At 27.0% G+C, this 24,176-nt stretch carries 25 protein-coding genes; 21 read left to right on the top strand and 4 right to left on the bottom strand.

What is annotated here, in order from left to right; genetic code table 11:
- Positions 1 to 14: 14 nt before the first annotated feature.
- Positions 15 to 1,124, top strand: a complete 1,110-nt coding sequence (locus tag Bmayo_RS01610) for a VWA domain-containing protein (RefSeq protein ID WP_075552021.1) — start codon at positions 15 to 17, stop codon at positions 1,122 to 1,124.
- Positions 1,125 to 1,130: 6 nt separating this feature from the next.
- Here the strand turns inward: Bmayo_RS01610 and Bmayo_RS01605 are convergent, their stop codons facing one another.
- The gene (locus Bmayo_RS01605; RefSeq protein ID WP_075552020.1) at positions 1,131 to 1,496 is read right to left on the bottom strand and encodes a tetratricopeptide repeat protein; all 366 of its coding nucleotides are present in this window, start codon (positions 1,494 to 1,496) and stop codon (positions 1,131 to 1,133) included.
- 101 nt (positions 1,497 to 1,597) lie between these two features.
- Positions 1,598 to 2,734, bottom strand: coding sequence for a LysM peptidoglycan-binding domain-containing protein (locus Bmayo_RS01600; RefSeq protein WP_075552019.1), 1,137 nt, complete (start codon positions 2,732 to 2,734; stop codon positions 1,598 to 1,600).
- A gap of 267 nt (positions 2,735 to 3,001) precedes the next feature.
- Between Bmayo_RS01600 and Bmayo_RS01595 the strand changes: the two genes are divergently transcribed.
- From Bmayo_RS01595 to Bmayo_RS01570, 5 genes are all read left to right on the top strand, one after another.
- Positions 3,002 to 4,060 (top strand): hypothetical protein, encoded by a 1,059-nt coding sequence (locus Bmayo_RS01595; protein ID WP_075552018.1) that lies wholly within the window; start codon positions 3,002 to 3,004, stop codon positions 4,058 to 4,060.
- Between the two features lie 403 nt (positions 4,061 to 4,463).
- Positions 4,464 to 5,516 (top strand): BMP family ABC transporter substrate-binding protein, encoded by a 1,053-nt coding sequence (locus Bmayo_RS01585; protein ID WP_075552017.1) that lies wholly within the window; start codon positions 4,464 to 4,466, stop codon positions 5,514 to 5,516.
- Positions 5,516 to 6,976: an ATP-binding cassette domain-containing protein gene (locus Bmayo_RS01580; RefSeq protein ID WP_075552016.1), complete on the top strand. Its 1,461-nt coding sequence runs from the start codon at positions 5,516 to 5,518 to the stop codon at positions 6,974 to 6,976. The genes Bmayo_RS01585 and Bmayo_RS01580 overlap by 1 nt, the downstream gene beginning before the upstream one ends.
- Positions 6,973 to 7,905 carry an ABC transporter permease gene (locus tag Bmayo_RS01575; RefSeq protein ID WP_075552015.1) on the top strand — a complete coding sequence of 311 codons (933 nt, stop codon included), beginning with the start codon at positions 6,973 to 6,975 and terminating at the stop codon, positions 7,903 to 7,905. Before Bmayo_RS01580 ends, Bmayo_RS01575 begins: the two co-directional genes overlap by 4 nt.
- Entirely contained in the window at positions 7,906 to 8,712 is an 807-nt protein-coding gene (locus Bmayo_RS01570) for an ABC transporter permease (protein WP_075552014.1), read from the top strand. It begins immediately after the preceding gene.
- Positions 8,713 to 8,714: 2 nt separating this feature from the next.
- Here the strand turns inward: Bmayo_RS01570 and Bmayo_RS01565 are convergent, their stop codons facing one another.
- Both Bmayo_RS01565 and Bmayo_RS01560 read right to left on the bottom strand, forming a co-directional pair.
- Positions 8,715 to 9,398, bottom strand: a complete 684-nt coding sequence (locus Bmayo_RS01565; protein WP_075552013.1) for a tetratricopeptide repeat protein — start codon at positions 9,396 to 9,398, stop codon at positions 8,715 to 8,717.
- Complete coding sequence (locus Bmayo_RS01560; protein ID WP_075552012.1) at positions 9,398 to 10,441, bottom strand: polyprenyl synthetase family protein; 1,044 nt, start codon at positions 10,439 to 10,441, stop codon at positions 9,398 to 9,400. The genes Bmayo_RS01565 and Bmayo_RS01560 overlap by 1 nt, the downstream gene beginning before the upstream one ends.
- Before the next feature lie 50 nt (positions 10,442 to 10,491).
- Between Bmayo_RS01560 and Bmayo_RS01555 the strand changes: the two genes are divergently transcribed.
- The 15 genes from Bmayo_RS01555 (at position 10,492) to Bmayo_RS01485 (ending at position 24,171) form a co-directional block, all read left to right on the top strand.
- Positions 10,492 to 11,070, top strand: coding sequence for an SAM-dependent methyltransferase (locus Bmayo_RS01555; RefSeq protein ID WP_075552011.1), 579 nt, complete (start codon positions 10,492 to 10,494; stop codon positions 11,068 to 11,070).
- Positions 11,071 to 11,115: 45 nt separating this feature from the next.
- Positions 11,116 to 11,646 (top strand): chemotaxis protein CheW, encoded by a 531-nt coding sequence (locus tag Bmayo_RS01550; RefSeq protein WP_075552010.1) that lies wholly within the window; start codon positions 11,116 to 11,118, stop codon positions 11,644 to 11,646.
- The gene (locus Bmayo_RS01545) at positions 11,636 to 12,475 is read left to right on the top strand and encodes an NAD(+)/NADH kinase (RefSeq protein ID WP_075552009.1); all 840 of its coding nucleotides are present in this window, start codon (positions 11,636 to 11,638) and stop codon (positions 12,473 to 12,475) included. The genes Bmayo_RS01550 and Bmayo_RS01545 overlap by 11 nt, the downstream gene beginning before the upstream one ends.
- A 315-nt stretch (positions 12,476 to 12,790) precedes the next feature.
- A complete protein-coding gene (locus Bmayo_RS01540) occupies positions 12,791 to 13,549 on the top strand; it encodes a TP0443 family flagellar-associated protein (RefSeq protein WP_075552008.1) in 759 nt (252 codons plus the stop codon).
- A 29-nt stretch (positions 13,550 to 13,578) separates the two neighbouring features.
- Complete coding sequence (locus Bmayo_RS01535) at positions 13,579 to 14,655, top strand: TP_0783 family beta-propeller protein (RefSeq protein ID WP_075552007.1); 1,077 nt, start codon at positions 13,579 to 13,581, stop codon at positions 14,653 to 14,655.
- Entirely contained in the window at positions 14,652 to 15,488 is an 837-nt protein-coding gene (locus tag Bmayo_RS01530; protein ID WP_075552006.1) for a hypothetical protein, read from the top strand. The genes Bmayo_RS01535 and Bmayo_RS01530 overlap by 4 nt, the downstream gene beginning before the upstream one ends.
- Positions 15,481 to 16,371, top strand: a complete 891-nt coding sequence (rsmH, locus tag Bmayo_RS01525) for a 16S rRNA (cytosine(1402)-N(4))-methyltransferase RsmH (RefSeq protein ID WP_075552005.1) — start codon at positions 15,481 to 15,483, stop codon at positions 16,369 to 16,371. Before Bmayo_RS01530 ends, rsmH begins: the two co-directional genes overlap by 8 nt.
- Positions 16,368 to 16,649, top strand: coding sequence for a hypothetical protein (locus Bmayo_RS01520; RefSeq protein WP_075552004.1), 282 nt, complete (start codon positions 16,368 to 16,370; stop codon positions 16,647 to 16,649). Before rsmH ends, Bmayo_RS01520 begins: the two co-directional genes overlap by 4 nt.
- Positions 16,650 to 16,671: 22 nt before the next feature.
- Positions 16,672 to 18,063: a UDP-N-acetylmuramoyl-tripeptide--D-alanyl-D-alanine ligase gene (locus tag Bmayo_RS01515; RefSeq protein ID WP_075552003.1), complete on the top strand. Its 1,392-nt coding sequence runs from the start codon at positions 16,672 to 16,674 to the stop codon at positions 18,061 to 18,063.
- Positions 18,064 to 18,080: 17 nt separating this feature from the next.
- Positions 18,081 to 19,136: a phospho-N-acetylmuramoyl-pentapeptide-transferase gene (gene mraY / locus Bmayo_RS01510; protein WP_075552002.1), complete on the top strand. Its 1,056-nt coding sequence runs from the start codon at positions 18,081 to 18,083 to the stop codon at positions 19,134 to 19,136.
- A gap of 42 nt (positions 19,137 to 19,178) precedes the next feature.
- Entirely contained in the window at positions 19,179 to 20,237 is a 1,059-nt protein-coding gene (gene ftsW / locus Bmayo_RS01505) for a putative lipid II flippase FtsW (protein WP_145924604.1), read from the top strand.
- Positions 20,238 to 20,272: 35 nt separating this feature from the next.
- Positions 20,273 to 21,016 carry a cell division protein FtsQ/DivIB gene (locus Bmayo_RS01500; protein WP_075552000.1) on the top strand — a complete coding sequence of 248 codons (744 nt, stop codon included), beginning with the start codon at positions 20,273 to 20,275 and terminating at the stop codon, positions 21,014 to 21,016.
- Positions 21,016 to 22,257 carry a cell division protein FtsA gene (gene ftsA / locus Bmayo_RS01495; RefSeq protein WP_075551999.1) on the top strand — a complete coding sequence of 414 codons (1,242 nt, stop codon included), beginning with the start codon at positions 21,016 to 21,018 and terminating at the stop codon, positions 22,255 to 22,257. Before Bmayo_RS01500 ends, ftsA begins: the two co-directional genes overlap by 1 nt.
- A gap of 21 nt (positions 22,258 to 22,278) precedes the next feature.
- Positions 22,279 to 23,478 (top strand): cell division protein FtsZ, encoded by a 1,200-nt coding sequence (gene ftsZ, locus Bmayo_RS01490; protein ID WP_075551998.1) that lies wholly within the window; start codon positions 22,279 to 22,281, stop codon positions 23,476 to 23,478.
- Positions 23,479 to 24,171, top strand: a complete 693-nt coding sequence (locus tag Bmayo_RS01485) for a tetratricopeptide repeat protein (RefSeq protein ID WP_075551997.1) — start codon at positions 23,479 to 23,481, stop codon at positions 24,169 to 24,171. It begins immediately after the preceding gene.
- The last annotated feature ends 5 nt before the right edge of the window (positions 24,172 to 24,176 follow it).

Below are 24,176 nucleotides of genomic sequence, written 5' to 3'. Positions count from 1 at the left end.
AGGGTATTTTCCTTATGAAGAAAATTTTTTTATTTCTTTTTATTAGTTTTTGTTTGTTTGGACTTGAAGATAGTTCTTTAAAAATAGGTATTGATGATGTTTATGTTGAAGCTCATGAAGAAGGATTTCATCTTTTTATTAGAAAAAAACCTTCAATCAAATCGGTAATATTAACAGAATCTTTTGAGATTCCTGACAAGAAAAAAGATGTGGCTACTTATTCATTTCGTACATTAAGTTATAATAAGGTTAATGGAGATGAAATTCGGATTTTAAATGGAAGAGTTATTAAGAATAAAGAACTTTTATCATTAACATCTTCCACTCCTGTTCCTAATAAAAAGTTTGGAGAAGCTTTTCATATATTGATTCCAAAAAAATTAAAATATGGATTTCCAAATTTTTCAACAAGAAGTGGTGAGATTGACTTAGAAATATTAAAAAGTAAAAAAGAGCCCTTTTGGTTTTCTATAAGATCTTTTGAGAAAAAATATAATGATTATTTAGGTAGGTATCAAGATAATGCTTATGAATTGCTTTTCAAGGATACCCAAAATCAAGGAAAAATTGAGTTTAATGAATTAAAAGATACTTTTACAAAATTTTCAGATGAGGTTATTGTTGCTAATAATGGCATTGATATTGTTGATAAAATAAACAAAATTTTAAAAAACTCAGAAGATTCAGTTTATGATTTAGATCTAGTGCTTGTAGTTGACGTTACTGATAGTATGAAAGGTAATATTGAGATTCTAAAAGAGCATTTATTCTCAATAATAGAACCTCAACTTCAAAAGTTTAAATCCTACAGGATAGGTCTTGTTTTTTATAAGGACTATCTTGAAGATTTTTTAACCAAAGCTTTTGATTTTAATACTATTCCTTATTTAAATAATATTCTTAAATATGTTAATGTTGGTGGCGGTGGAGATTATCCAGAGGCTGTGTTTGAGGGAATTGATGCTGCCATAACTCAGTTTGATTGGCGGGCAGAAAGAAGATTTATTATTGTTATAGGAGATGCACCTCCTCATGAGTATCCAAGAGGGTCTGTTGTTTATAAAGACGTTATCAATTCCGCAAAGGAAAAAGATATTACAATTTATGGAATAATATTCCAGTAAAAATTTTTATTTTTTTAAATTATTATTTTCTATTTTATTTAATATTTTTTTAGCTAAAGGTTTGATCCATTTAGGCATTTCCATATTATTTTCTATTAGATCTTCAAAGATTTTTTTTGCTTTTTCTATTTTGTTTGTTGTATAGTATATGAATGCGATTTCATATTTACCAGTAGCAACTATATTTGGATTATGATTGAAATTTTGAATCATTTTTTCGTATGCTTTTAAAGCAGAGTTATAATCATTAACATTGATAGCTTTTTGAGCTTCTCTGAGATAAATTCCATAAGGAGTTTGTTTTGTTAATTTTTTTAAGTTAATTGTATAGCAGGAAATAAATATTAAGTTTAGTAATATTAGTTTCTTCATTTTTGTCTCTTTTAGAATGTTTTTATTGTTTAATTTTATTAGATATAAAACAAGAAAGCAAGGCCTTTTAAGCCTTGCTTTGCTATATGATTGTTTTTGCTTTATTTGGCAGGAATTATTATCTTCCAGTTAGAATGAATTAGATCTGGATTTTGTATTTTTTGTCTGTTTGCAAACCAAATTTTTGGCCATAAGTAAGGATCGTTGTATAATTTTTTAGAAATGCCCCATAAGGTATTGCCTATTTTTATTACATAAAGCTCGCTGCTTGCATTGCTTTGATAAGCTTCAAGGTATCTTGCAGATTCTAGAAATAATTCATTGGCAAGTCTAAAGTTTTTAACATGTTTAGCTTCAACTCCTTTTTCCCATAATTTTCTAGATCGTTCAATAAGTTCTAGTGTTTTGAATTGTTCTTGTGGCTTAGAGTTTTTTGCTATTTCCACCCTTTCTTCGTATGCTAGTACTATTGGAATTGGAGTTTCTGCTTCTCCGAGAAGATAATTGTTTTTATTAACATTTAAAAGGTTTAAGTGACTGTTTTTTTCTTTAATAAATGCTCTACCATTCCATGGAGATGGCTTTATAAGCTTATTATTGCTATAAATTGGTAAGTTGGAAGCCGCTTCAAGCGCTTTTAATTGTTTATACATTCTCTCATCAGTTTCTTTTAAAGCTTTAGCTTCTTTGGCATTTTTTGCTGCTTGTTGTGCTCTGTTAAAGGCCTTGCTATACATGTCAAGGGCACTGTCAAGATCATAATTTTTATATTTTCTTGTTGCTTCAAAATATAAGTTATTTACTTCGTCGATTTCTAGCGGAATCCATATATATGCCTCATTTGCTTCTGCATCGTTTAGATACTTTTCAATATTTTCTTTAAGATAATTTGTTTTTTCTTTTTTTTCCCTTGTTTCTTTTATTATAGTTTTGTATCTTTCAAGTACTTTTAGTGCAATTTCATTTCCTTCTATTGCTTTTTTTTTAAAAAAACTTTGTTTCATTGCTTCTTCTAATCTTTCAGCTTCATTAAACTCTTTGGAATAAAAAAGATGTCCCCGCTCTTTTATTAGTTCATTTTTAATGTCTTTTATATCTCTTAATTGGAAATTTTTATTATCTGGTTGTGCAATTTTAGCATTTTTACTCTCTCTTGATTCTGGAGGCGTTTTGCATGCGATAAAAGAGATTACTACTACAATGCGCAGCAGTGATATTAATTTATTATTTGTATTCATAAATACACCCTTCTAATAACTTGGCTTCTATTAATCTTTAAAGTAAGAATCTCTAAATATTAAAGCTTTTACTATTTTATTAGCATAGCAATTATAGTATGTCAACAAAAACTTAATATTTTTAATTCTTAAATTAAATTATACTTCTTTTTCATTATTGTTCAAAGTATAATAAATTTATGTAAAACAAGGTATAATTAAATTTATGAGTTTTTCAAAGATCAGGAGAACTATATTTTTAGAATATATCATTTTATCCTTTTAATATTGCTTTCAAGTAGGGCTTTATTTTCTCAAGTGGCAGTTGTAAAAGAAATAGAAGGCAAAGTTAGTGTTATTAGAAATACATTTCCTGTCAAGCTGGATTTAGATGACGAAATTTTTGAGTATGATTTTATTGAGGTTGGAGAAAATTCAAAGCTAAAAATAAATTTATATGAAATAAATGGTATTTCTGCAGATTTAATTTTTTATTCCAATACAAATAGTTTTGTGTTTTATTCTTCTCTTAAAGATTTGCAAGATGCAAAAGTATATTTATTTAAAGGAAGTGTTGATGCTATAATTCATAACATTGTTAAAGGATCTTCATTCTCTGTTATAATAGACAATAATCTATTTAAAGCCGAAAATGTTTCAAAATTTTATGTCAATAGCGATTATTTTAATAATTGTTTTATTAATGTTTACAAGGGTAGCGTCAGGCACATTAATAAATCCGAATATTTAATTTTTCCCAATACTAGTCTTTTGCTTTTTAATGGAAATTCTTTTTTACACAAAGTTAATGAAGGTACTTTAAAGGGTGTTAATCAAAATTTTATAAGGATGGCTAAAGATAATTTTATGTCTTTAAATAAAAGGGTTTTATATTTTTTCATTTTAAAATATATTGAAGATAGTTTTAGATTTAATTTTATGTATAATTATTTAATGAAAGATTTTAAATTTAATTCTATATATTCAAAATGGAGCCTGGAAGATAAAAATTATAAATTTGGTAACAGGGTTGATATGATTAAAAATGTTAATTATTTAAAGGGTAGAATTGGAGTGCTTTTTAATAATTTTGTTGATTTGGCTAATAGGTTTTATTTTGTAGATGATGTTTTGAAATATTTTTCTACTTTTTTTGATAATTCAACAACTGTTCACGGGCCCATTTCAAAATTTTTAAAAGATTACAAAGCTAATAAAAATGTTTTAAAAAACAATTTTATTAAAACAATCCATTCTTTAAAGATGTATTTAAGACGTTCAAATGATGATATTACTAGTAATTTAAATGTTAATGAATTGCATTTATTGCGTCCTAGAGAGTTTTGATTTTTACATATTTAGCTTTATGTTAAAGTTATTTGTTGAAATGATATATTCTTTTAAAATTCAAATAGAAGAAGAAATTAACGTATTTATTTTTATCAGCCATTTAAAACTATTAATATCGGGTATTTAAAAAAAATGAAAAATTTTCAAATTTTATTATATTATTCAACGGAATTTAAAATTCACATTCAGAATTTGCTTAATATTTTTAATTTGGTTTCAGAATTTTTTTGCCAAAATCTTATAATAAGGGGGAAAAATGTGTTCTTTAGATGTTCGGATAATTAATTTTTTAATTAGTTTTGGCAGTTTTATTTTAATAGCTTGTTATTGATTTTTTTATTTGACATTTATGACATTAAGGTAAATTTAATAATAATTAATAAAAGGATGTTTTATTTTTATGAGTAAAAAAGTATTTTTTAAAGTATTTTGGATTTTATTTACAATATTTCATTTATATTTATTTGTTTATTTAATTTTTTTAAAGAATCGAAAGGTTGATATTTCTGGTAAAACTAATATTGCTTTATTTATTCCTGGGGTTATTTCAGGATCTCCATCTTATAAAGAAATGTATGACTCTTTGTTTGAATTTAAAAAAAAGCATGAAAATCTTGAAATTAAAGTTTTAGAGGCTGGATTTAATCAAAGCGAGTGGATAGAAATGCTTGAAAAATTATTAACTTCAAAAAAATATGATTTTTTAATAACTACAAATAATGCTATGCAAGACATTGTCGACAGTGTTTCTAATAATTATCCTCATACTAAGTTTCTCATTTTTGATTCTTTAGTTAAAAACACCAACAATCAAGTTTATTCAGTTTCTTATAATGTTGCAGAAGAGGCATATATTTTGGGGTATTATGTAGGTCTTTTTTTGAATGAGTTTATTAAATCTGGCTTTGGTAATGCTGCTTTGATTGCAGGTCAGAATTATCCTGTTATGAGAGATTATATTTATCGTTATTTCAAAAAAGGCATTCTTGATACTGGCATGAGATCTGAAGTTTATTATCGAGTTTTGGGTAATTGGCATGATAGCAATTTAGCTAAATTGTTATCAGACTCTTTGATTAAGGATTCGGGAGCTTTGGTAATACTTCCTATTGTGGGGCCTGCTGTTGAAGGAGTGCTTTCATCTGTTAGAGAGAATAATGTCTCTGCAGTTCTTTTTGATAGCGAAGATTATTTAGACAATAAAGAAAATATTATTGGCTCAGGAATTACAAATCAAAAATATTATGTTTCATATATTTTAGATAAGGCTCTTAAGTCAGAGATTAACTATGGAAATTCTGATATTTTTGGCATAAAACATAAAGGAGTTTTGTTTAATATTTCGAATGTTTTTTATTTAGAGCGAACCAGTCAAAAGTTAAAAGAAAATCTTTTAAAAAAAATAGAAGAGGTTAGTGCAAATGGTATAAAAATTAATTTGGAACAAAATTAATGGTAGAGTTTAAAAACATAGTTAAGTATTTCCCAGATATTGATAAGCCTATTTTAGACAGTATTAATTTAAAAATTGGAGAAGTTAAAATTTTTACAGTAATTGGTAAAAATGGAGAAGGGAAAAGCACTCTAGCCAAGATTATTGCTGGACTTATTGAATTTGATGATGGTGAAATATTGATAAATGGCATTAAGCAAAAAATTTGGAATGTAGATAAAGCTAAAAATAACGGCATTTATCTTGTTTCTCAAGTTCCTAATTTGAAAATGAATTTAAGAGTATGGGAATATTTGAGTATATATTGGTTTGGTTATGCATTTTTCATGCCAATGAATAAATCTAAGACCTATAAATATTATAAATGGCTTATGCAATTTTATAATATTTCTTTTGATTTAGATAAGAAAATTAAAGATTTAAATATTAAAGAGATTTATTTTTTGCTTATTATTGCTTCTCTTAAAGAGAATGCAAAAATAATTATTTTTGATGAGAGTGCTGCGTATTTTTCTCAAAAAGAAGCACAAGCTTTTATAAAATTGCTTGTATTGCTTAAAAAATCAGGAATTGCGTCTCTTTTTATTACTCATAGCGAGATCACAGATGCTGTAAAATTTAGCGACGAGTTTATTGTTTTAAAAGATGGAAAGTGTTTTAGAACGATAAACAAAGAATCAATTTTAAGCAAACTTGAATCCGCTAGTGATAAAATATTTTTTGCAAATATTAATTTTAATAAATTTGAAAAAGATTCTATTAAATTTAATCTGTTTTTCGAAGATTTTTGGAAATATGATGTTAGTTTTTCTTTAAATAAAAGGGGTGTTTTAGGAATAATTGGTGAAGAAGCTGTAATTAAAACTTGGGAGAAATTATTCTTAGGAGAGCTTGTTTTTGTTGGATGCATAAAAATTGATGGCATTAGATATGAGCAAATAAATATTTTTGAGTGTAAAGCGGGATTTTTGCCCCTAGGTATTGGCAATTTATTTCCCGACAATAGCAGCATATTAGATAATTTTTTGGCTAAATTTATGAATTTTGAAAATAAAATTTTTATTAGGCAATCTTACATTAATAAGATTAAAGATTTTTTTAAAAAAAAAATGGAATTTTACAGCGAAGAGAAAATATATAAAATTCTTTATTCCAAATCTTTGGCATTTTCTGGAGGAACTTTGAAGAAATTTGCTCTTTATAGAGAGATGTATATTGCAAAAAGTTTTTTAATTTGTTTTTCTCCTTTGAGTAATTTAGATCACAAAGCTTATAATGAAATGTCTGTTGCTATTCGTAATTATTCAAAAGAAAAGCCAGTTCTTTTGATTACTTCCAATTTAGATGAATTGCTTTTGCTCTCTGATAATATTTTAGCAATGAAAATGGGAGAAATTTTGTTAAACGTATCTAGAGAAAAGATTAGTAAAGAAAAATTAAAGGAATTGCTATTTTTATGACCTTGTTTAGAAATAGCTTTATGGCATTAATTTTTTCTTTTTCAATATTGAGTATTAGCTATTTTTTTGGTGATTTTTTTCAATTTTCTTATATCAAGATGATATCTTGGCGCTTTATTTTATTTTTAATCATGGCCACTGGCATTGCCACTTGCGCCAAGAGTAATTCATTAAATCTTGGGAATGAGGGTCAGGTTTATTTTGGAGCATTTTTCGTTTATATATTTTCAAGCTTTTTTGGATTAACCTATTTTAATTTTATATGGTTGATATTTTTAAGTTCTTTTTTTGTAGGACTTTTAGGGCTTATTCCCTTTTTTATTACTTTTTTCTTTGGATTAAATAGAGCTTTAACAGGTCTTTTAATATCTTATGGAAATCAAAGATTGGTAGATGGATTTATTTTAAATATGTTAAAAACAGATAGTTTTTCTAATCAGACAAAAAGGATTAATAGTTTATTTGCTTTAGATTCATCACTTATTTACTTGGTTTTGCTTGGTGTGTCAGTTTGGCTTTTTTATGTTTTTATGCATAAAAAAACTATTTATGGACTTCAGCTTGAAATATTAAGCAATAAAAAAAAGATAGATATTTTTTTTAATATAAATGAATTTAAATATAAGTTTTTCGCTGTATTTGGCAGCGCCTTTTTAAATGGTCTTGCAGGCTCTATGTTTGTAGTGTTTTTTAAGCCGTATTTGGTTTTAGGGCTAACCTCAGGGCTTGGTTGGAGTAGTCTAATTGTTGCTGTGATTTCAGGATTTAATTATATTTATGTATTGTTTTTTAGCCTATTGTTTTCAATATTAATCGAATTTAATAATTTTATTAATATAAATTATGACTTTAAGTATGAATTTATTGGGCTGTGTCAATCTATTGCAATTTTTATCTCTTTGTTTTTGATTAAGGGTAGGAAAAAGTAGATGTTTGGTATTTTTGAGCAGGCTCTTGTATTTTCGTATTTAGCACTTGGAGCTCTTTATACAGAGAAAATAGGATTTTTAAATGTATCTATTGAGGGTATTTCGTATCTTTCAATATTTTTAACATCTTTTTTTATCTATTTAGGATATGGAATTTTTATTTCAATTATTTTCACTCTTTTTATTAGCTTTTTGTTTGGATTTTTTTTATCTTTTGTAGTAAAGAAAAATTATGATATTTTTATAGCAGGAATAGGTATTAATATTTTTTGTTATTTTTTTGTTGATTATTTGATGAAGCGTAATTTTAATTTTATTCCTGGCTTTACTTTAAATTTATCTGGAAATTTCAAGATTATTGCCTTTATTGCTATTTTTTTCATTTTTTTATTTATTACTGTTTATGTTATAAATTATTCAAGAATTAGAGCAGTTTTTGAATTTATCTCTTCGGGGAATTATGAAGACATTTTGGGTGAGAAAATAAGCAATCTCTTTAAATCTTTTGCAATTTTTGTATCAATTTTCGCAGCAAGTATTGCCGGCTCATTTATTGCGGTAAGTCTTAATGCTTACTCTTATAATTTAGGATTAAACAATGGTTGGCTTGCTATTTGCATTCTTTATATTGCATTTTCAAATCCTTTATTAATTTTTCCAATTTCTTTTTTGATAGTTTTTTTTGAATATCAATTTTTTCGCACTCAAGAGTATATAAATTCTTATTTTTCTCTTTCTTTTCAATTTTATGTAGCAATAATAATAAATATATTAGTTTCTTTGATTAAGAGAAAAGATAAATATTAGTATTAAGTTCTGCACATTGTGTTTTGAATTTTTTTCAGGGTACTGATTTGCAGATATAATTCTTCTAATTTTTTTCTATTAAAATAATAGAAAGGTATTTGTTTTATTATTTCTAAATTATTTAAAAAAATTATAAACAAGGTGTCGTCATTGAGTGTTAATTGAAACGTTGAGGATAATATTGTATTAAATGCTGCATTTTCATTGTTTATAAAATGATAAATACTTTTTTTAAAAAGAGCATCAATTGCTATAAATATATTTTCCCTGAACAATTCTTTGCCGCTTTGGAAAAATTTAATTATATAGTCCATTGAATTTTCAACTTCTCCTATTAAAAAGTATGCCCAAGAGATATCTAAAAAGTTCTTTTTATCTTTAAAGTCTATTATTTTTAAGTAATCTTGAGATTTAATAATTGCTTTCTTCCAGTTTTTATTTAAATATTCTAATTCTGAGAGTAAAAGATGAGCATCAACTTGATTTTGATCCATGTTAATTATTTTTTTTAGACTTGCTATTGCTTTTTTATATTTTTTTGAATTTTTTAGCAACATTGATTTTTGGTAAAGTTTTTCTATTGTATATTTGTTTTCTTGTTCATCAAGTTTTAATGTTGATGTTATTGTAGGATAAATATTTGTGATCAAGCCATAGAAAAGCGCCATTATTATTGTTTTTCTCATCATATTCCTTCTTTTATTTGTTCAATAGTATCTATTAGTAGATTTTTATATCTATTTGTTAGTGGGTATAAATTGAGTTCGTTTTTAAACTCGTTTAAATATTTTAAGGCAATAATAGTTGAGTTTTTTATTGATTTTGATGAATTTATCATCTTTATTAGTTTAAATATTTCTTTTTTTGATTTAGTGTTTTTGGTATTTTTTATTTGATTAAATTTTGAAATAATTTTTGGTTCAAATTTTTTTTCTTGTAAAAAATAAATTATTGGCAAGCTTTTTTTCCCTTCAAGCAAATCATCTCCGAATTCTTTACCATTAATTTTGTTTTTAATATTTTTAATATCGTCTATTATTTGAAAATAAACACCAAGCTTTAAAAATGTACTGTAAATTTTTTTAGCTTTATCTTCATTATTTGTGAGTATTGCAGCTAAAAAGCTAGCCATTCCAAAAAGTGAAGCTGTTTTTAATTCTACTAAAGAAATGTATTCTTTAATGCTTGGGATGTATGATTCATTGTGAAATTTAATATCAATTCCTTGTCCTAGGTGAAGATTTGAAAGAGTTGTAAAGAAATTTTCATAAATTAGTAATTTTTGATTTTCTTTTAAATTTGATTTTTCTATTAATTTTGCAGGTAAAAAATAAATCAAATTTCCAGCATTTATACTGTTATCTATTCCATATATTAAATGTATTGCAGATGTGCCTCGTCTTTTTAGCGAATTGTCTTCAATGTCGTCAATAATCAAGCTTCCAGAATGGGGAAGTTCAAGTAGTAAACTTAATTTATATATTAATTTAGTGTTTTTTTCTTTTAAGCCCAATGCATATGCTAAAAGAATCATTATCATTGGCCTTATTCGTTTTCCGCCTCTATTAATAATTTCAATTGCTGGTGCTTTAATATAATCAAGGGTTTCATTTTTTATTTTAAAAGTAAATTTTAAATCTTTATCTTTAAATAAATTTAGAAAATTAGTTGTTGAAAAGATTTTATTAATATTTTTTTCAATATTTTTTAAAAATAGTTTATTTTGCATAATAAGAATTATAATGAAAAAGTATAATAAAGTGTATTAAAGGGATTAATGTGTATCGCTTGGATGATGAATATTCTAGAAAAGCCAAAAGAGAAGGGTATTTGGCAAGATCTGTGTACAAGTTGATAGAAATTAATGAAAAGTTTTCTTTATTTTCTTATGGGAATGTTTTAGATATTGGTGCATCGCCTGGTAGCTTTTCTCAATATGCTTATAAAAAGCTTAAAAGAGGAGTTCTGGTGTCTGTTGATATTAATGATATTAGTCTTAGTTACGTTGATAATTTTTACTTTATAAAGGGAGATATCTTTTTAGATGATACAGTTTTTAAAATTAATGCGTTTAGGCCTTATAGCCTTATAATTAGCGATGTTGCTCCCAAAACTACTGGAAATAGGCTTGTAGATACCAGCAATTCTTTTAATTTAAGCATGAGAATAATAGATTTATCTCTTGAAGTTTTACTTAAAAAAGGAAATTTGCTTGTTAAAGTTTTCCAGGGAGGAGACGAGATGCAAATTTTTAAAAAGTTTGAAAAATATTTTAAATTTGTAAAAAAAATTAGACCTAGGGCGGTAAGGAAAAATTCTTTTGAAATTTATTTTTTAGGTAAAAATTTTGGCAAGTAGTAATTTAATCAAATTGTTATAAGCATTAATTGAAGGGTATAAAATATGTTTAGAAAAGAAAGTTCTAAAGACAGTAAATCCCAGCTTCAAGTTGCGGGTTTTAAAATAGGCAAGGAAAGTTATGGGGTGTCAATAGAGCATATTAGAGAAATTATTAAAGTTCCACCAGAAGGAGTTTATGCTATACCAAATGTTCCTGAATATATTATAGGTATTTATAATCTTAGAGGCAGTATTATTCCTTTAATTAATTTAAATATTAAATTTGGGGTTCCTTCTATTTCAATAACAGAAGAAGATATGCTTTTAACAGGATACTTAATAGTTAAAATTAAAAATAAACTTTTAGGCATTTTTGTTGATAGAGTTCTTAAAGTTATTAGCTTTGATGATTCTAGGGTTCAGGAACCTCCTGCCACTTTGCAAACTTTAGATAGAAAATATATATCCGGAGTTGTAAAGCTTGACGAGGCTGATAATCTTGAGAGTGAATATTTAGTGCTAATTGATATTGCAAAAATTTTTGATAAATGCGAATTTGACGATATTCCCTATAAAGATCAACATGAAGAATAAAGTTCTTCTTTGCATTAATACTTTAAAGTCGGGAGCTAGTATTTTAGGCAATGATGTTAAAGTTTATTTGGAAACCAAGTATTTTGTTGAGGTAGTGTTAATAGATGTTGGTAGGCCGTTATTTTCTTTCCCAAAAGAAAATTTTCTTTTTTTGATAACTTTGGGGGGAGATGGGACAGTTCTTTTGGCTGTTAATTTGCTTCTTGAAAATAGAAATATTAATATTCCAATTATTTCAATTAATATGGGCAAGGTAGGGTTTTTAGCAGATATTAAGATTGAAGATTTTAAAAAAGTCATAGATAGATTTTTTAACAATTCTTTGGTTATTAATAAGAAATTTTTACTTCATGTAACAGTTTATCAGCACGGCAAAGATTTTATTTCTAAATATGCTTTAAACGATATTATTATTCGCTCAAGTGTTCTTAATAAAATGATTTATGTAGATCTTAGGGTTAATTCTGAGAGTTTTTTATCATATAAAAGTGATGGGATAATTGTATCTACTCCAACAGGCTCAACAGGGTATTCCTTCTCATCAGGGGGTCCTATTTTAGAAGCAGATCTTGAGGGATTTTTACTTACGCCTATTTCTCCCCATTCTCTTTATAATCGTTCTTTTGTGTTCTCTAAATTAAGCAAACTTTCTGTTTCTTTTTCAAAAGAATATTTTATAGCAGCAGCATCAATTTTTTTAGATGGAATTAATTTTGGTTCTTTTGGAGTTGATGCTGTTTTTGAATTTGAAATTTCTTCTCAAAGCTTAAATTTTGTTTCATTTTGTACGGATACTTTTGTTAAAAGATTGAAAAACAAATTATTGTAAGCTTAATGTTTTTTAAAGCAGTGTTCTTTTAAATAAAAATTTTTCTTGGTTTTTATTTGAATGTTTGATTTAATCTAATCTTTAATAAGGCTAGAGGATTTTGTATGTTTTAAGACTTAGTAATTTTAAAAATTAGTTAGAATTCTACATAATTTATTATAAGTATTTTAATGTTTTGTTTATTCTCATAGAGAATGTTTCAAGGGTATTTTTTATAAATTTATAACTTGTTAAAATATTTAATATGTTTTTTGCTAAAATCAATATATTAGATAGCTGATAAATCACCTTTGTATGAGTTTTAGGCAGGTGTTTATGGATTTAATTGATAATGAAAATTATAAAAAAATAGTGTATATTAATGATCTTGTTTTAAGAACTTTAAATGATATAGCATCTATAAAGGAGACTGGCGAATTTACATCAAATGCTAAACTTTCATTTAATCTTATTGATTTCAATTTAAATGTTTTAAGCTATATTTCTTCTTTAAATTATTTTTATACTAGGCCTAGATTGAAAGTAAATTATTCTATAAAAAAAATTTTGTCCGGATTGATTTCTGATTTTAGTTTGGTTATTAGTCCTGTTCTTAGTATTACCCCAAGAGAGTTAATTGAAATGCCCCAGGCTCTTAATTTAAATCCTGAAGAGAGGTTTTTAATTATTAAAAAATTAGGCTATTTAATTGATTTGGCTAAAATTTTTAGCAAAAAAGATTCTAAAACGCTTTTTTTCCTTGAAGATATGTATCTCAAGTTTATTATTTTTTCTAAAAATATTATTGATTTTAGAGATTTTTCTAAAAATTTAAAACTTGAGAGTCCTTATTATAAATTTCAATTTGAACATCTTATTAAAGTGTTGGAGCTTTTAGAAGAAGGGGCGTTTATTTTAAGGAGCAAATATGAGCTTAGTGGATCTCATGAATTTGGACTTCATTCTCTTGCATATCTTGAAGCTGGAAGAGTTTTGGCTACCATAGCCTCTCAAAAAGAAGCTGCTGAAAAATTTTCAAGGTTTCATGGAGTTTGGTCTTCAAAGTTTAGCTCAGATTTAATTAAAGTAAAATAGATAAATTAAGGTAGGGGAAAGTAGTTATATTGAGTTTTAATGTAGAAGAGGGCACTATTAAATTTAAGAAATTAAAATTTTTTTTGATCTTGAGTTTGTTTTTATTATTTATAATTTTGATTGATTTTTTTATAAGATCTACTATGAATGTATCTAATTTTTATGATTTTAAGAATTTTGAAAATAAATCTGATTGTAAAAATATAAATTTAAGCAAGAATGTTTTTGTATCAAATAAGGTTTTAAGTCTTAATTTTAGAGAATCTTGTTATTCTCTTTTAAGTGATAACCTAATAAGTTATTCAGGTTATTATTATGTGCTTTTTAATTCTGGTGAGGATTATTCTGTTTTTTCTGTTAAAAACAATAAATTTTTATTTACACTCAAGTTAAAGGATTTTGTTTTTGCGATAAATAATTTAATTTTTACTTTAAACAATTTATATAAAACTTTAGAGGTTTATGATTCTAGTGGAAATAATATACTAATGCTCAATTTTTTGTCTTCAATTTTAAGTGTGGACTATAATAATGAGATTTTGGTTTTAGGGCTTTCTAATGGTGAGATTTATATATACAAACAAGGTAAGATAATTTATATGGAAAATTTTTTAGAGAGAAAATTTCCAACATGTTTTGTTAAATTAAGTTCTGATAATAAATATTTGGTTTCGCTAAAAGGTAATTCTGAGTATTTTTTAGAAATAATTGATTTAGAGAATAATTATAAAAAAATTTTAGAATTAAACAATTTAGCTATTAATAGTTTTGAGACTTTTATAAAAATAGATGATTATCATAATTTGTTTATTGAAGGAAAAAATTCGCTTGTGGTGATAAATATTAAAAGTGGCAGAATATTTAAAGTTGAAAATAAAAATTCTGTTTTAAGAGCATCATATGATTATTTTCAAAATATTTACAGAGTATATTTTTATTCTGAGGATGAAAAAATTATTAATATAAAAACTTATTCTGCAAATTCTTTTAAATTGTTTGATAATATTTTTATTAAAGATGAAATAAGCTCTTTTGTTGAATTTGGAAAGGGACTTTTGTATTTTAATAGTAATAATGATTTAAAATATTTAGGATTGGCGCAGTGATTTTAATTGTTTTTATATTTTTCTTTAATATTTTAAATTTATATCCATTTTTGGAATTTAAAAATAATGAAAAGTTTGCTTTAATTAAAGATTTTGGTGTGTTGGATAATAATAAATTGAATATTGGAGTAAGGTTAAGACCCTTGGAAAAGACCGTATCTGTTTTTTCCAATAATTATAAAATTTTATATTCAAAAAATAGTTTAAATAGGGATGGTAGTATTTTAATCATTTTTGATAATGATTTAAATTTAAATTTAGAGATTTTGGGGAGTTTTTTTTATAAGCTTGGAAAGATCTTTTTAAAAGATGAAAAGAGTGTTATTGATTTAGTAGTTAATGATCCTGGTGCTAAAAAGATTATCAATCCTTTGTTTGTTATCAAAAATAGGAACAATTTAGTTGCTGAGACGGTTTATACTTTAGGCAGGGTTTTTTTAAAAGGAAAGGGCGATGATGAAAGATTAGAATTATCAAAAAATATAAATTTAAATATTGATTCTGGTCAATACAGTCTTTTGTTATATTTTAATACCCAAAAAGTAGAATCTTTTGAGAATTCTCTTAAAGGAATTTATTATTTTGAAGCTATTTTGAATAATAAAAGCATTCTTCGTTCAGATTTCCAAAATATTTTTTTGATTAATAATACATATGCTTTAGCTCAAGAGAAAAATTATAGATTAGATATTTTGAATATTAAAAAAGATGGGGGATGTCTTAAGATAAATGATCTTAATTTTATTAAGGGTAGGAATGAGCTTAAAATAAAATATGGCGATGTTTATGGAAATGAAAAAAAAATAATTTATAGGTTTAAATTAAATGAATAATAATGCTTTTCATTTTCCAGTGCTTCTTGATGCAATTTTTAAGCTTATAGAAGATTTACCTGTAAAAAGTGATTTAATATATATTGATTCTACTCTTGGAGAAGGTGTTCATGCAAAAGCGATTCTTGAGAAATATGACTTTTTAAGTTTGGTTGGAATTGAAAGAGATCCTCAAATTTTAGAAAGAGCGAAGCAGTTTCTTCTTATTTTTGAAGAGAGAATTACATATTTTAATGATTGGTTTGATAATTTTTTTGTCAATTACCCTTTAAATGTCAAAGCCAATTTTATTTTAGTTGATCTTGGTATTTCTATGTTTCATTACAAGGGTAGTAAAAAGGGATTTTCTTTTCTTGAAGATGAGCCTTTAGATATGAGACTTTGTTCTTCTTCTTGTAAAATCAGTGCGGCTGAGATTGTAAACACTTTTAGTAAATATGACCTTGAAGCTTTAATTTATAATTTAAGCAATGAGCATTATTCTAGAAGGATCTCTAAAGCTATTGTAGAATATCGAAAAACTAAAAAAATACAAACCACAAAAGAGTTGCAATCCATAATAAGCAAAGTTTATCCTCTTTCAAAAGTTAAAATAAATCCAGCTACAAAAACTTTTCAAGCGTTAAGGATTTATGTAAATGATGAGCTTGCTAGGCTTAAAAGGAGCTTGCCCTTTTGGGTAGAAAATTTAGCCAAAGATGGAATTTTAGCTATTATTACGTTTCATTCAATAGAGGATCGTATTGTAAAAGATTTTTTTAGAAGTTTAAGCTGCAATTTGTATGCCAAGATTTCAAAAAAGCCCATTATTCCAAGTTTTGATGAGATAAAAAAAAATAAACCTTCAAGGAGCGCAAAACTTAGAGTTATAAAAAAATTATGAATATTATAAGTAAGATTGAATTTGAAGTTTATTGTATTTTAATTTTGATACTAACAGTGATATTGTGTTTTAATATTTACTTAAATTTTAGATATGTTGTAAAGCTTAGAGAATTTAATAACCTAGACAATGAACAGGAAAATATTATTGATGATAATTTAAGACTACTTACAGTAATATATGAACTTGAAAATATTGATAGAATAGAGAGTTTTTGTTTTGGAGAATTAAATTTGGAAAAAAAAGCTAATAAAGATATAAATATTTTTATTGAGTAAAAGATTTTAGAATGAGGTTTGAGTGCGTATAAAGATTAAGGATATTTTAATCTCTTCTAAAGATGTGAAGTTTGTGGGGAATATAAAAAATATTGAAAGAATTGTATCTTTTTACTCGTTAGATAGTCGCGAAATAAAGGATGAGAATATCAATGTTAGTCTTTATTTTGCATATAAGGGAAATAAAGTAGATGGATTTTCTTTTGTTAAATATTTAATTGATTTGGGTGTTAAATGTTTTGTATGCTCAAAAGATCATGAATCTGAGTGTATTAAATATTTGAATGACGATGAAGAGTTAGTTTTTTTGCTTACAAGCAATGTAATAAAACTTCTTCAAACTTTAGCATCTTTTTTAATTGAAAGAACAAGTTTTAAAAGAATTGCTATTACAGGTAGTAATGGTAAAACCACAACCAAAGAGATGCTTTATAGCATACTTTCAAAAAAATATAAAACTTACAAAACTTGGGGCAATTTAAATTCTGACATTGGGCTTCCTCTTAGTATTTTAAGGGTAGATGGTAATGAAGAATATGCTGTTTTTGAAGTTGGAGTTAGTTATGTTGGAGAAATGGATCTTTTATCTCAAATTTTAAAACCAGAAATTGTTATTATTACGAATATAAGCTGTGCACATATGCAAGCTTTCAAGGAATTACAAGCTATTGCTTTTGAAAAGAGCAAAATAATTGGCAAAAACACTAAAATTTTTGTTGTAAATGAAATGAATGATTATTGTGTTTATCTTGAAAAAAGAGCAAAAATCGCAAATCCAAATGTTAAAATTGTTTATTTTGATTTTGAAAATCTTAATATCAAATCATTTTCTTTTTTGGAAGGGAAATTTTCTTTTGATTTTGTTTACAAAGGGTTTGAATACTCTATTTTTTTACTGGGGCGACATAATATTTTTAATGCAATAGGGTGTATTAATTTAGCCCTATTTTTAGGAATGAAAGAAAAAGAAATAAGAGAGGGCCTTGTTGAAACTGCTTTTCAAAAGGGTAGGGCAGAAATTTTAACAAAAAATGGATATTTGATTTTAAATGATTCTTACAATGGCAATATGGGTTCTTTTATGGCGTTAAAAAATATGATTTTGGATCTTAATATCCAAAACAAAAAATTTATAGTTCTTGGGTCTTTTAAAGAGCTTGGGGAATTTGCATACAAAACTCACAAAGATTTAATTCAAGAGGCTGTTTTAATGAATTTTGATAAAATTTTTCTAATTGGCGAAGAATTTTTAGATGTTAGAGATTCTGAGAATTTAGTTGAAAAGTATTTATATTACTTTAGCGAGTTTGATAAATTTATTAATTTTTTTTTAAAAAGCTTGGAACCTTCAGTTTTTATTGTCATTAAGGGCTCAAGGTTTAATAGGCTTGAGAGAATTTTAAATTACATTTAGATGATAATGGGGTTTTTATGTTTTACCTTTTAGGTTTGCGCTTACTCAAATATATTACCTTTAGAATGGCTTATGCTACAATTTTTGCATTTTTACTTTCTTTGATTGTAGGTCCTTATGTTATTTTAAGGTTAAAAAAATTAAGGGCCGATCAGATTTTAAGAGAAGATGGCCCTAAAAGACATTTGAGTGAAAAAGCAGGAATTCCTACCATGGGAGGCATTCTTATTTTTTTTTGTGTTTTTATCTCTTTAGTATTTTGGAGCAATATTTTAAATGTTTATTTTTTGATTATGGTTTTTGTTATGCTTGGATTTGCTTTTTTGGGATTTATAGATGATTTTTTAAAAATCAAAAATAAAACCTCAGATGGACTTAAGGCTCGATTTAAAATTTATGGACAAATAATATTTTCTTTTATTTCTGTTGGCATTTTATATTATTTTGGTAGCGAGCATGTTAGTATAATCTATTTTCCTTTTATTAAGTCTTTTCAAATAGATTTGGGGTTGTTTTACATTCCTTTTGGCATGTTTATTTTAATTTCTGCTTCTAATTCTTTTAATTTAACAGATGGGCTTGATGGGCTTGCAATTGGATTGAGTATAGTTATAACAGGAGCTTTAATAATAATCGCTTATCTTACAAGCAGGGCTGATTTTGCAGCCTATTTGTATATTCCAAATATTAAAGGCTCTGAAGAGCTTGTAATATTTCTTGGGGCTTTGCTTGGGGGTAGTTTTGGATTTTTATGGTTTAATGCCTATCCTGCTAAAATTATGATGGGAGATACAGGTAGTCTGGCTCTGGGTGCCATTCTTGGAATGGCGGCTTTGATTTTAAAAAGTGAAATACTTTTTTCAATTCTTGCAGGTGTTTTTATTATTGAAACTATGTCTGTAATTATTCAGGTCCTGGTTTACAAAAAGACCAAAAAAAGAGTATTTAAAATGGCTCCACTTCACCATCATTTTGAAGAACTTGGGTGGTCTGAAATGCAAGTTGTTATTAGATTTTGGATAATAGGGCTAATATTTGCTATAATTGCTTTAAGTACGATAAAAATCAGATAATTTATTATGGTTATAGATATAAGTTCACTTAGGACATGTTATTTGCTTGTTTTGCTACTATTAGCAGCCTACGGGCTTGTAGTTTTTTATACTTCTTCCTTTTTCTTAAGCTTAGAATTGACAGGTAATCCAAATTTTTTATTTTTTACAAGACTTAATTATCTTTTTTTAAGTTTTATAGTTTTTCTTGTTTTTGAGAGAATTTCTTTAAATTTTTTAAAAAAATCAATATTTCCTGTATTGATTATAACTCTTTTTTTAATTATGGCAACTTTTTTATCTCCAAGTATTTCTGGGGCAAAGAGATGGATATTTTTTCAAGGTATCAGTATTCAACCTTCTGAAATTTTTAAAATATCTTTTACCATTTATCTTTCAGCTTATTTGAGTAAATTTGACCCAAGAAAAAACAATAGTATTGCATACTGGTTAAAGCCAATGTTAATTTTTGCAATTTTTTGGGTGTTAATAATTTTGCAAAACGATTATTCAACAGCTATTTATTTTGCTATTCTTTTTTTTATTGTTTTGTTTGTTTCTAATATGGCATTTAGTTATGTTTTTGCTATTGTGATTACTTTTTTGCCAGTTTCTGCTATATTTTTAATGCTTGAACCTTATAGAGTTTCTAGAATTTTTGCTTTTCTCAATCCTTACGAGGATCCTTCTGGTAAAGGTTACCAAATAATAGCATCTCTTAATGCTTTAAAAAGTGGAGGAATTTTAGGCAAAGGTCTGGGAATGGGAGAGATAAAACTTGGGAAACTGCCAGAGGCTAATTCTGATTTTATTTTTTCAGTTCTTGGAGAAGAATTGGGGTTTTTAGGTGTTTTGTTTGCCATAAGCTTATTTTTTTCGTTTTTTTATCTTGGCTATGAAATAGCTATTCATTCTAATAGCAGATTTAAATTTTTTATTGCATTTATTTCAAGTCTTGCAATTTTTCTTCAAAGCATAATGAATATTTTAATTGCAATTGGTCTTTTGCCTCCCACTGGGATAAATTTGCCGTTTTTTTCATCTGGAGGATCTTCTATTATTGTTACCATGGCACTTTCTGGTCTTATTTCAAATGTTTCAAAAAACTTAAGTAATAATTGATTGGGTTTTTCTAGCAATGTAGATTGGGTTAGTTTATGATTTTTGAGAGAAAATTTTTAATTAAGTATATATATTTTTCAACTTCTTTAATTTTTTTTGAAATAATAATTATTATTTTTGCGTCTCCTTATTTTTTAATTAGGTATATTAGTATCAATAATGATATTTCTCTTTCTAAAGAGGATGTAATCAAGATTTCGGGAATCAAGCCCAATACATATTATTATAATGCTAATGTTAGAATATATGAGGAGAATCTTAAAAGAGATTTAAGGGTAAAGAATGTTAAAGTTAATCTTAAGTTTCCCAATAAAATCAATATTAAAATAGAAAAAAGAATACCGGTTGCTGTTGCTTTAGAAAACGTAAATGGTAATATTACTTATTATTATATTGCATCAGATGGTGTAATTTTGGAAAAAAGTAAGTATTTAATTTATGATTTACCTATAATTAGCGGATTAGTTTTAAATGACAATAATGTAGGAGATTTTCTAGAAAATAGAATGCTTAATGTTTTAAGAGGCCTTGATTATCTTAAAATAAATCAAAAATATTTGTATAATTTAATATCAGAGGTGAATTTTTTAAAATTGAATTTCTATGATTATAATGTAATTTTGTATATTAAAAGTATATATAATAAAATATTGATAACAGTTGATATGGATTTAATGGATGTGATGCATAAAATGTTTCTTGCAGTTAATTTACTTAAAGGAAAACCCGGCGTTATAGATTTAAGAAGTGGTGATATCATTTTGTTAGGAGAAAGCTAGTGTCTAGGAATTTGATAGTAGGTTTAGATGTTGGAACTTCAAAAATTTGTACTGTTGTTGCTGAGGTAAATTTAAATGATCAATTAGAAATAGTTGGAATAGGCACTAGTATATCAAGAGGAGTTAGAAAGGGAGTTCTAATAAATATTGAAGCGGCTCTTGATTCAATATCCAATTCTATTGAGGCAGCAGAGCTCATCTCAGGATGTGACATTACATCACTTTCAGTTTCTATGTCTGGAAGTAGTGTTGAGGGGACTAATTCACGTGGTGTTGTTGCAATAAATTCAAAAACAAGAGAGATTAACGAAGAAGATGTTGATAGGGTAATCGAAGCAGCAAAGGCAATTGTTATTCCAATGGATAGAGAAATTCTTCATGTTATTCCTCAAGAATTTATTGTAGATGGAATACCCCATATAAAAAACCCAATAGACATGATGGGCATTCGCCTTGAAGGAGAGGTGCATATTATTACGGGTTCTAGTTCTTCTAGTCAGAATTTAGTCAGATGCGTAAATCGAGCAGGCTTTGCTGTTGATGAGGTTGTTCTTGGAAGTTTGGCTTCATCTTATGCAACTCTTTCTAAAGAAGAGCGCGAGATGGGTGTTTTGTTTATTGATATGGGCAAAGGGACAACAGATATTATTCTTTATATTGACGGTTCTCCTTATTATACAGGTGTAATTCCTATTGGTGTTAATAGAGTGACTCTTGATATTGCGCAAGTTTGGAAGGTTCCTGAGGATGTTGCTGAAAATATTAAAATAACAGCTGGCATTGCTCATCCATCTGTTCTTGAGAGTCAAATGGAAACTGTAATTATTCCAAATCTTGGAACTCGACCTCCTCAAGAGAAAAGCAGAAAGGAGTTGTCTATAATAATTAATTCAAGATTAAGAGAAATCTTTGAAATGATGAGAGCGGAAATACTTAAGCGCGGACTTTATAATAAAATTAATGGTGGGATAGTTTTAACGGGTGGAGGAGCTTTATTCCCAGGTATTTCTAATTTAATAGAAGAAGTATTTAATTATCCTGCAAGAATAGGTTTACCAATGAGTATTAATGGAATTGGAGAAGAGCACATAGATCCTAAGTTTTCTTCAGCTCTTGGTCTTGTTCTTTATAAGCACGAGCAACAAAAATTCAATAAATTAAAGAAGGTAAGCAGTAAAGTTAAAAGAAAAAATAAAATATCTTCAAAGTTGAAAGGTTGGTTTTTGAAAGAATGGTTTTGACCAATCATGGAGGAAGTGTTAATGAAAGATTATAATATGATTGATAGCCATACAAGAAGATTTGATTCTACTACAAATCCTACAATTCTTAAGGTGATTGGTGCGGGAGGAGGAGGTAGTAATGCTGTTAATCGTATGATTGAATATGGAGTAAGAGATGTTGAATTTATTGTGGCTAATACTGATCTTCAGGCTCTCCAAACCTCTATTGCTCCCATAAAAATTGCCCTTGGAGCAAAGGTTACAGCAGGGCTTGGTGCTGGAGGAAAGCCTGAGATTGGGCAAGCTGCGGCAGAGGAAGATATAGATGTTATACGCAACCATCTTTCTGGTGCTGATATGGTGTTTATTACTGCTGGTATGGGAGGTGGTACAGGGACCGGGGCTGCTCCTGTTATTGCGCAAGTTGCAAAAGAGCTTGGTATTTTAACAGTTGGAGTTGTAACAAAGCCTTTTAAGTTTGAGGGTCCTAAGAAGTTGAGACTTGCTGAACAAGGAATAAATAACTTAAGGAAGTCCGTAGATACATTGATTATTATTCCAAATCAAAAGCTTTTAACTGTTGTTGATAAAAGGACCACCATTAAAGATGCTTTTAAGCGTGCAGATGATGTTCTTAGAATGGGTGTTCAAGGTATTGCAGGACTTATTATTGAGCACGGAGAGGTTAATATTGATTTTGCTGATGTTAAAAGCATTATGCAAGGTCAAGGCGATGCCTTAATGGGAATTGGATATGGCAAGGGCGAAAACAGAGCTGTTGATGCTGCAACTTCTGCTATTAGCAATCCACTACTTGAAGAAGTTCGTATTGAAGGGTCTAAAGGACTTCTTGTTAATGTTACTGGTGGAGATGATTTTTCATTGCTTGAACTTGAAGAGATTATGGGTATAATTACGGTTAGTGTTGATGATGAGGCTACTGTAATATATGGCCATGCTATTAACTCAAATCTTGAAGATGAGATTTACGTTACAGTTGTTGCTACAGGTTTTGCATCTAAAAAGCAAAAAGAAATATCTGGTGCGCCAGAAAATAATACTTTAAGCTCTAAAGAGTTTGATACCTTAATGTCAGGCAATCAAAATATTCCTTCTGGATCTTATGAGCAACAAGATTCTTCTTTTGCAGCTAAGTCTAAAAATGTTAATTATTTTGATGATGACATTGATGTTCCAACATTTCTTAGAAATTTAAATAAAAAAAGTAGCGATGATTAGATGAAAATTTTGTCGTTAATAATTTTTGTTAATTTATTTTTATCTTGTGGTAGTGAATCTAAAGAAAAATCAAATCTTGGGCTTAGATTAAGAGAATTGGAAATTTCAGGCGGTGGATCTGAATCTAAGATTGAAGTTTATAAGGAATTTATTGAAAAAGAAGATAAAAATATTTTAAAGATAGTTAATTCTATCGATAAGAAAGCAAGATTTTTTAATTTGATTGGTCTTGAATTTTTTAAGCTTGGCCAGTACGGACCTGCTATTGAATATTTTGCTAAAAATTTAGAAATCAACCCCAATAATTATTTGTCTCATTTTTATATAGGCGTTGCTTCTTATAATTTAGCTAAAAATTTAAGAGTAAAAGATGAAGTTGAAAAATACATAATTCTTGCTGAGAATTCTTTTTTAAAATCACTTTCAATTAGAGATGATTTTAAAGATTCCCTTTTTGCCATTTCTAATATGTATGTATATGATCTTGACAAACAGCTTGAAGCTAAAAATTATTTAAATAAACTTGATGATATGGGTGAGGATTATTTTGAGTTTTTCATGTTAAGAGGTGCAAATTATTATTCGCTAGGTGATCTTGGTAATGCTATATTGTTTTACGATAAAGCTAGTAAAAAGGCTTCAACTGAAGAGCAAAAAGAAAGTGTTTCTAAGATCATGAGTAATTTGAAGTAATTATT

The organism is Borreliella mayonii, assembly GCF_001945665.1.
GTDB lineage: Bacteria > Spirochaetota > Spirochaetia > Borreliales > Borreliaceae > Borreliella > Borreliella mayonii.
This window is presented reverse-complemented; position numbering and strand designations above follow the sequence as displayed.

What these genes read in the sequence shown, in the direction of transcription:
- Bmayo_RS01600 (WP_075552019.1), bottom strand. Translation starts at nt 2,734, where the DNA reads ATGAATACAAATAATAAATTAATATCACTGCTGCGCATTGTAGTAGTA.
- Bmayo_RS01485 (WP_075551997.1), top strand. Translation starts at nt 23,479, where the DNA reads ATGAAAATTTTGTCGTTAATAATTTTTGTTAATTTATTTTTATCTTGT.
- Bmayo_RS01540 (WP_075552008.1), top strand. Translation starts at nt 12,791, where the DNA reads ATGGATTTAATTGATAATGAAAATTATAAAAAAATAGTGTATATTAAT.
- Bmayo_RS01610 (WP_075552021.1), top strand. Translation starts at nt 15, where the DNA reads ATGAAGAAAATTTTTTTATTTCTTTTTATTAGTTTTTGTTTGTTTGGA.
- Bmayo_RS01560 (WP_075552012.1), bottom strand. Translation starts at nt 10,441, where the DNA reads ATGCAAAATAAACTATTTTTAAAAAATATTGAAAAAAATATTAATAAA.
- Bmayo_RS01565 (WP_075552013.1), bottom strand. Translation starts at nt 9,398, where the DNA reads ATGAGAAAAACAATAATAATGGCGCTTTTCTATGGCTTGATCACAAAT.
- Bmayo_RS01545 (WP_075552009.1), top strand. Translation starts at nt 11,636, where the DNA reads ATGAAGAATAAAGTTCTTCTTTGCATTAATACTTTAAAGTCGGGAGCT.
- mraY (WP_075552002.1), top strand. Translation starts at nt 18,081, where the DNA reads ATGTTTTACCTTTTAGGTTTGCGCTTACTCAAATATATTACCTTTAGA.
- Bmayo_RS01585 (WP_075552017.1), top strand. Translation starts at nt 4,464, where the DNA reads ATGAGTAAAAAAGTATTTTTTAAAGTATTTTGGATTTTATTTACAATA.
- Bmayo_RS01575 (WP_075552015.1), top strand. Translation starts at nt 6,973, where the DNA reads ATGACCTTGTTTAGAAATAGCTTTATGGCATTAATTTTTTCTTTTTCA.
- ftsZ (WP_075551998.1), top strand. Translation starts at nt 22,279, where the DNA reads ATGAAAGATTATAATATGATTGATAGCCATACAAGAAGATTTGATTCT.
- Bmayo_RS01550 (WP_075552010.1), top strand. Translation starts at nt 11,116, where the DNA reads ATGTTTAGAAAAGAAAGTTCTAAAGACAGTAAATCCCAGCTTCAAGTT.
- Bmayo_RS01500 (WP_075552000.1), top strand. Translation starts at nt 20,273, where the DNA reads ATGATTTTTGAGAGAAAATTTTTAATTAAGTATATATATTTTTCAACT.
- Bmayo_RS01580 (WP_075552016.1), top strand. Translation starts at nt 5,516, where the DNA reads ATGGTAGAGTTTAAAAACATAGTTAAGTATTTCCCAGATATTGATAAG.
- rsmH (WP_075552005.1), top strand. Translation starts at nt 15,481, where the DNA reads ATGAATAATAATGCTTTTCATTTTCCAGTGCTTCTTGATGCAATTTTT.
- Bmayo_RS01520 (WP_075552004.1), top strand. Translation starts at nt 16,368, where the DNA reads ATGAATATTATAAGTAAGATTGAATTTGAAGTTTATTGTATTTTAATT.
- Bmayo_RS01570 (WP_075552014.1), top strand. Translation starts at nt 7,906, where the DNA reads ATGTTTGGTATTTTTGAGCAGGCTCTTGTATTTTCGTATTTAGCACTT.
- Bmayo_RS01605 (WP_075552020.1), bottom strand. Translation starts at nt 1,496, where the DNA reads ATGAAGAAACTAATATTACTAAACTTAATATTTATTTCCTGCTATACA.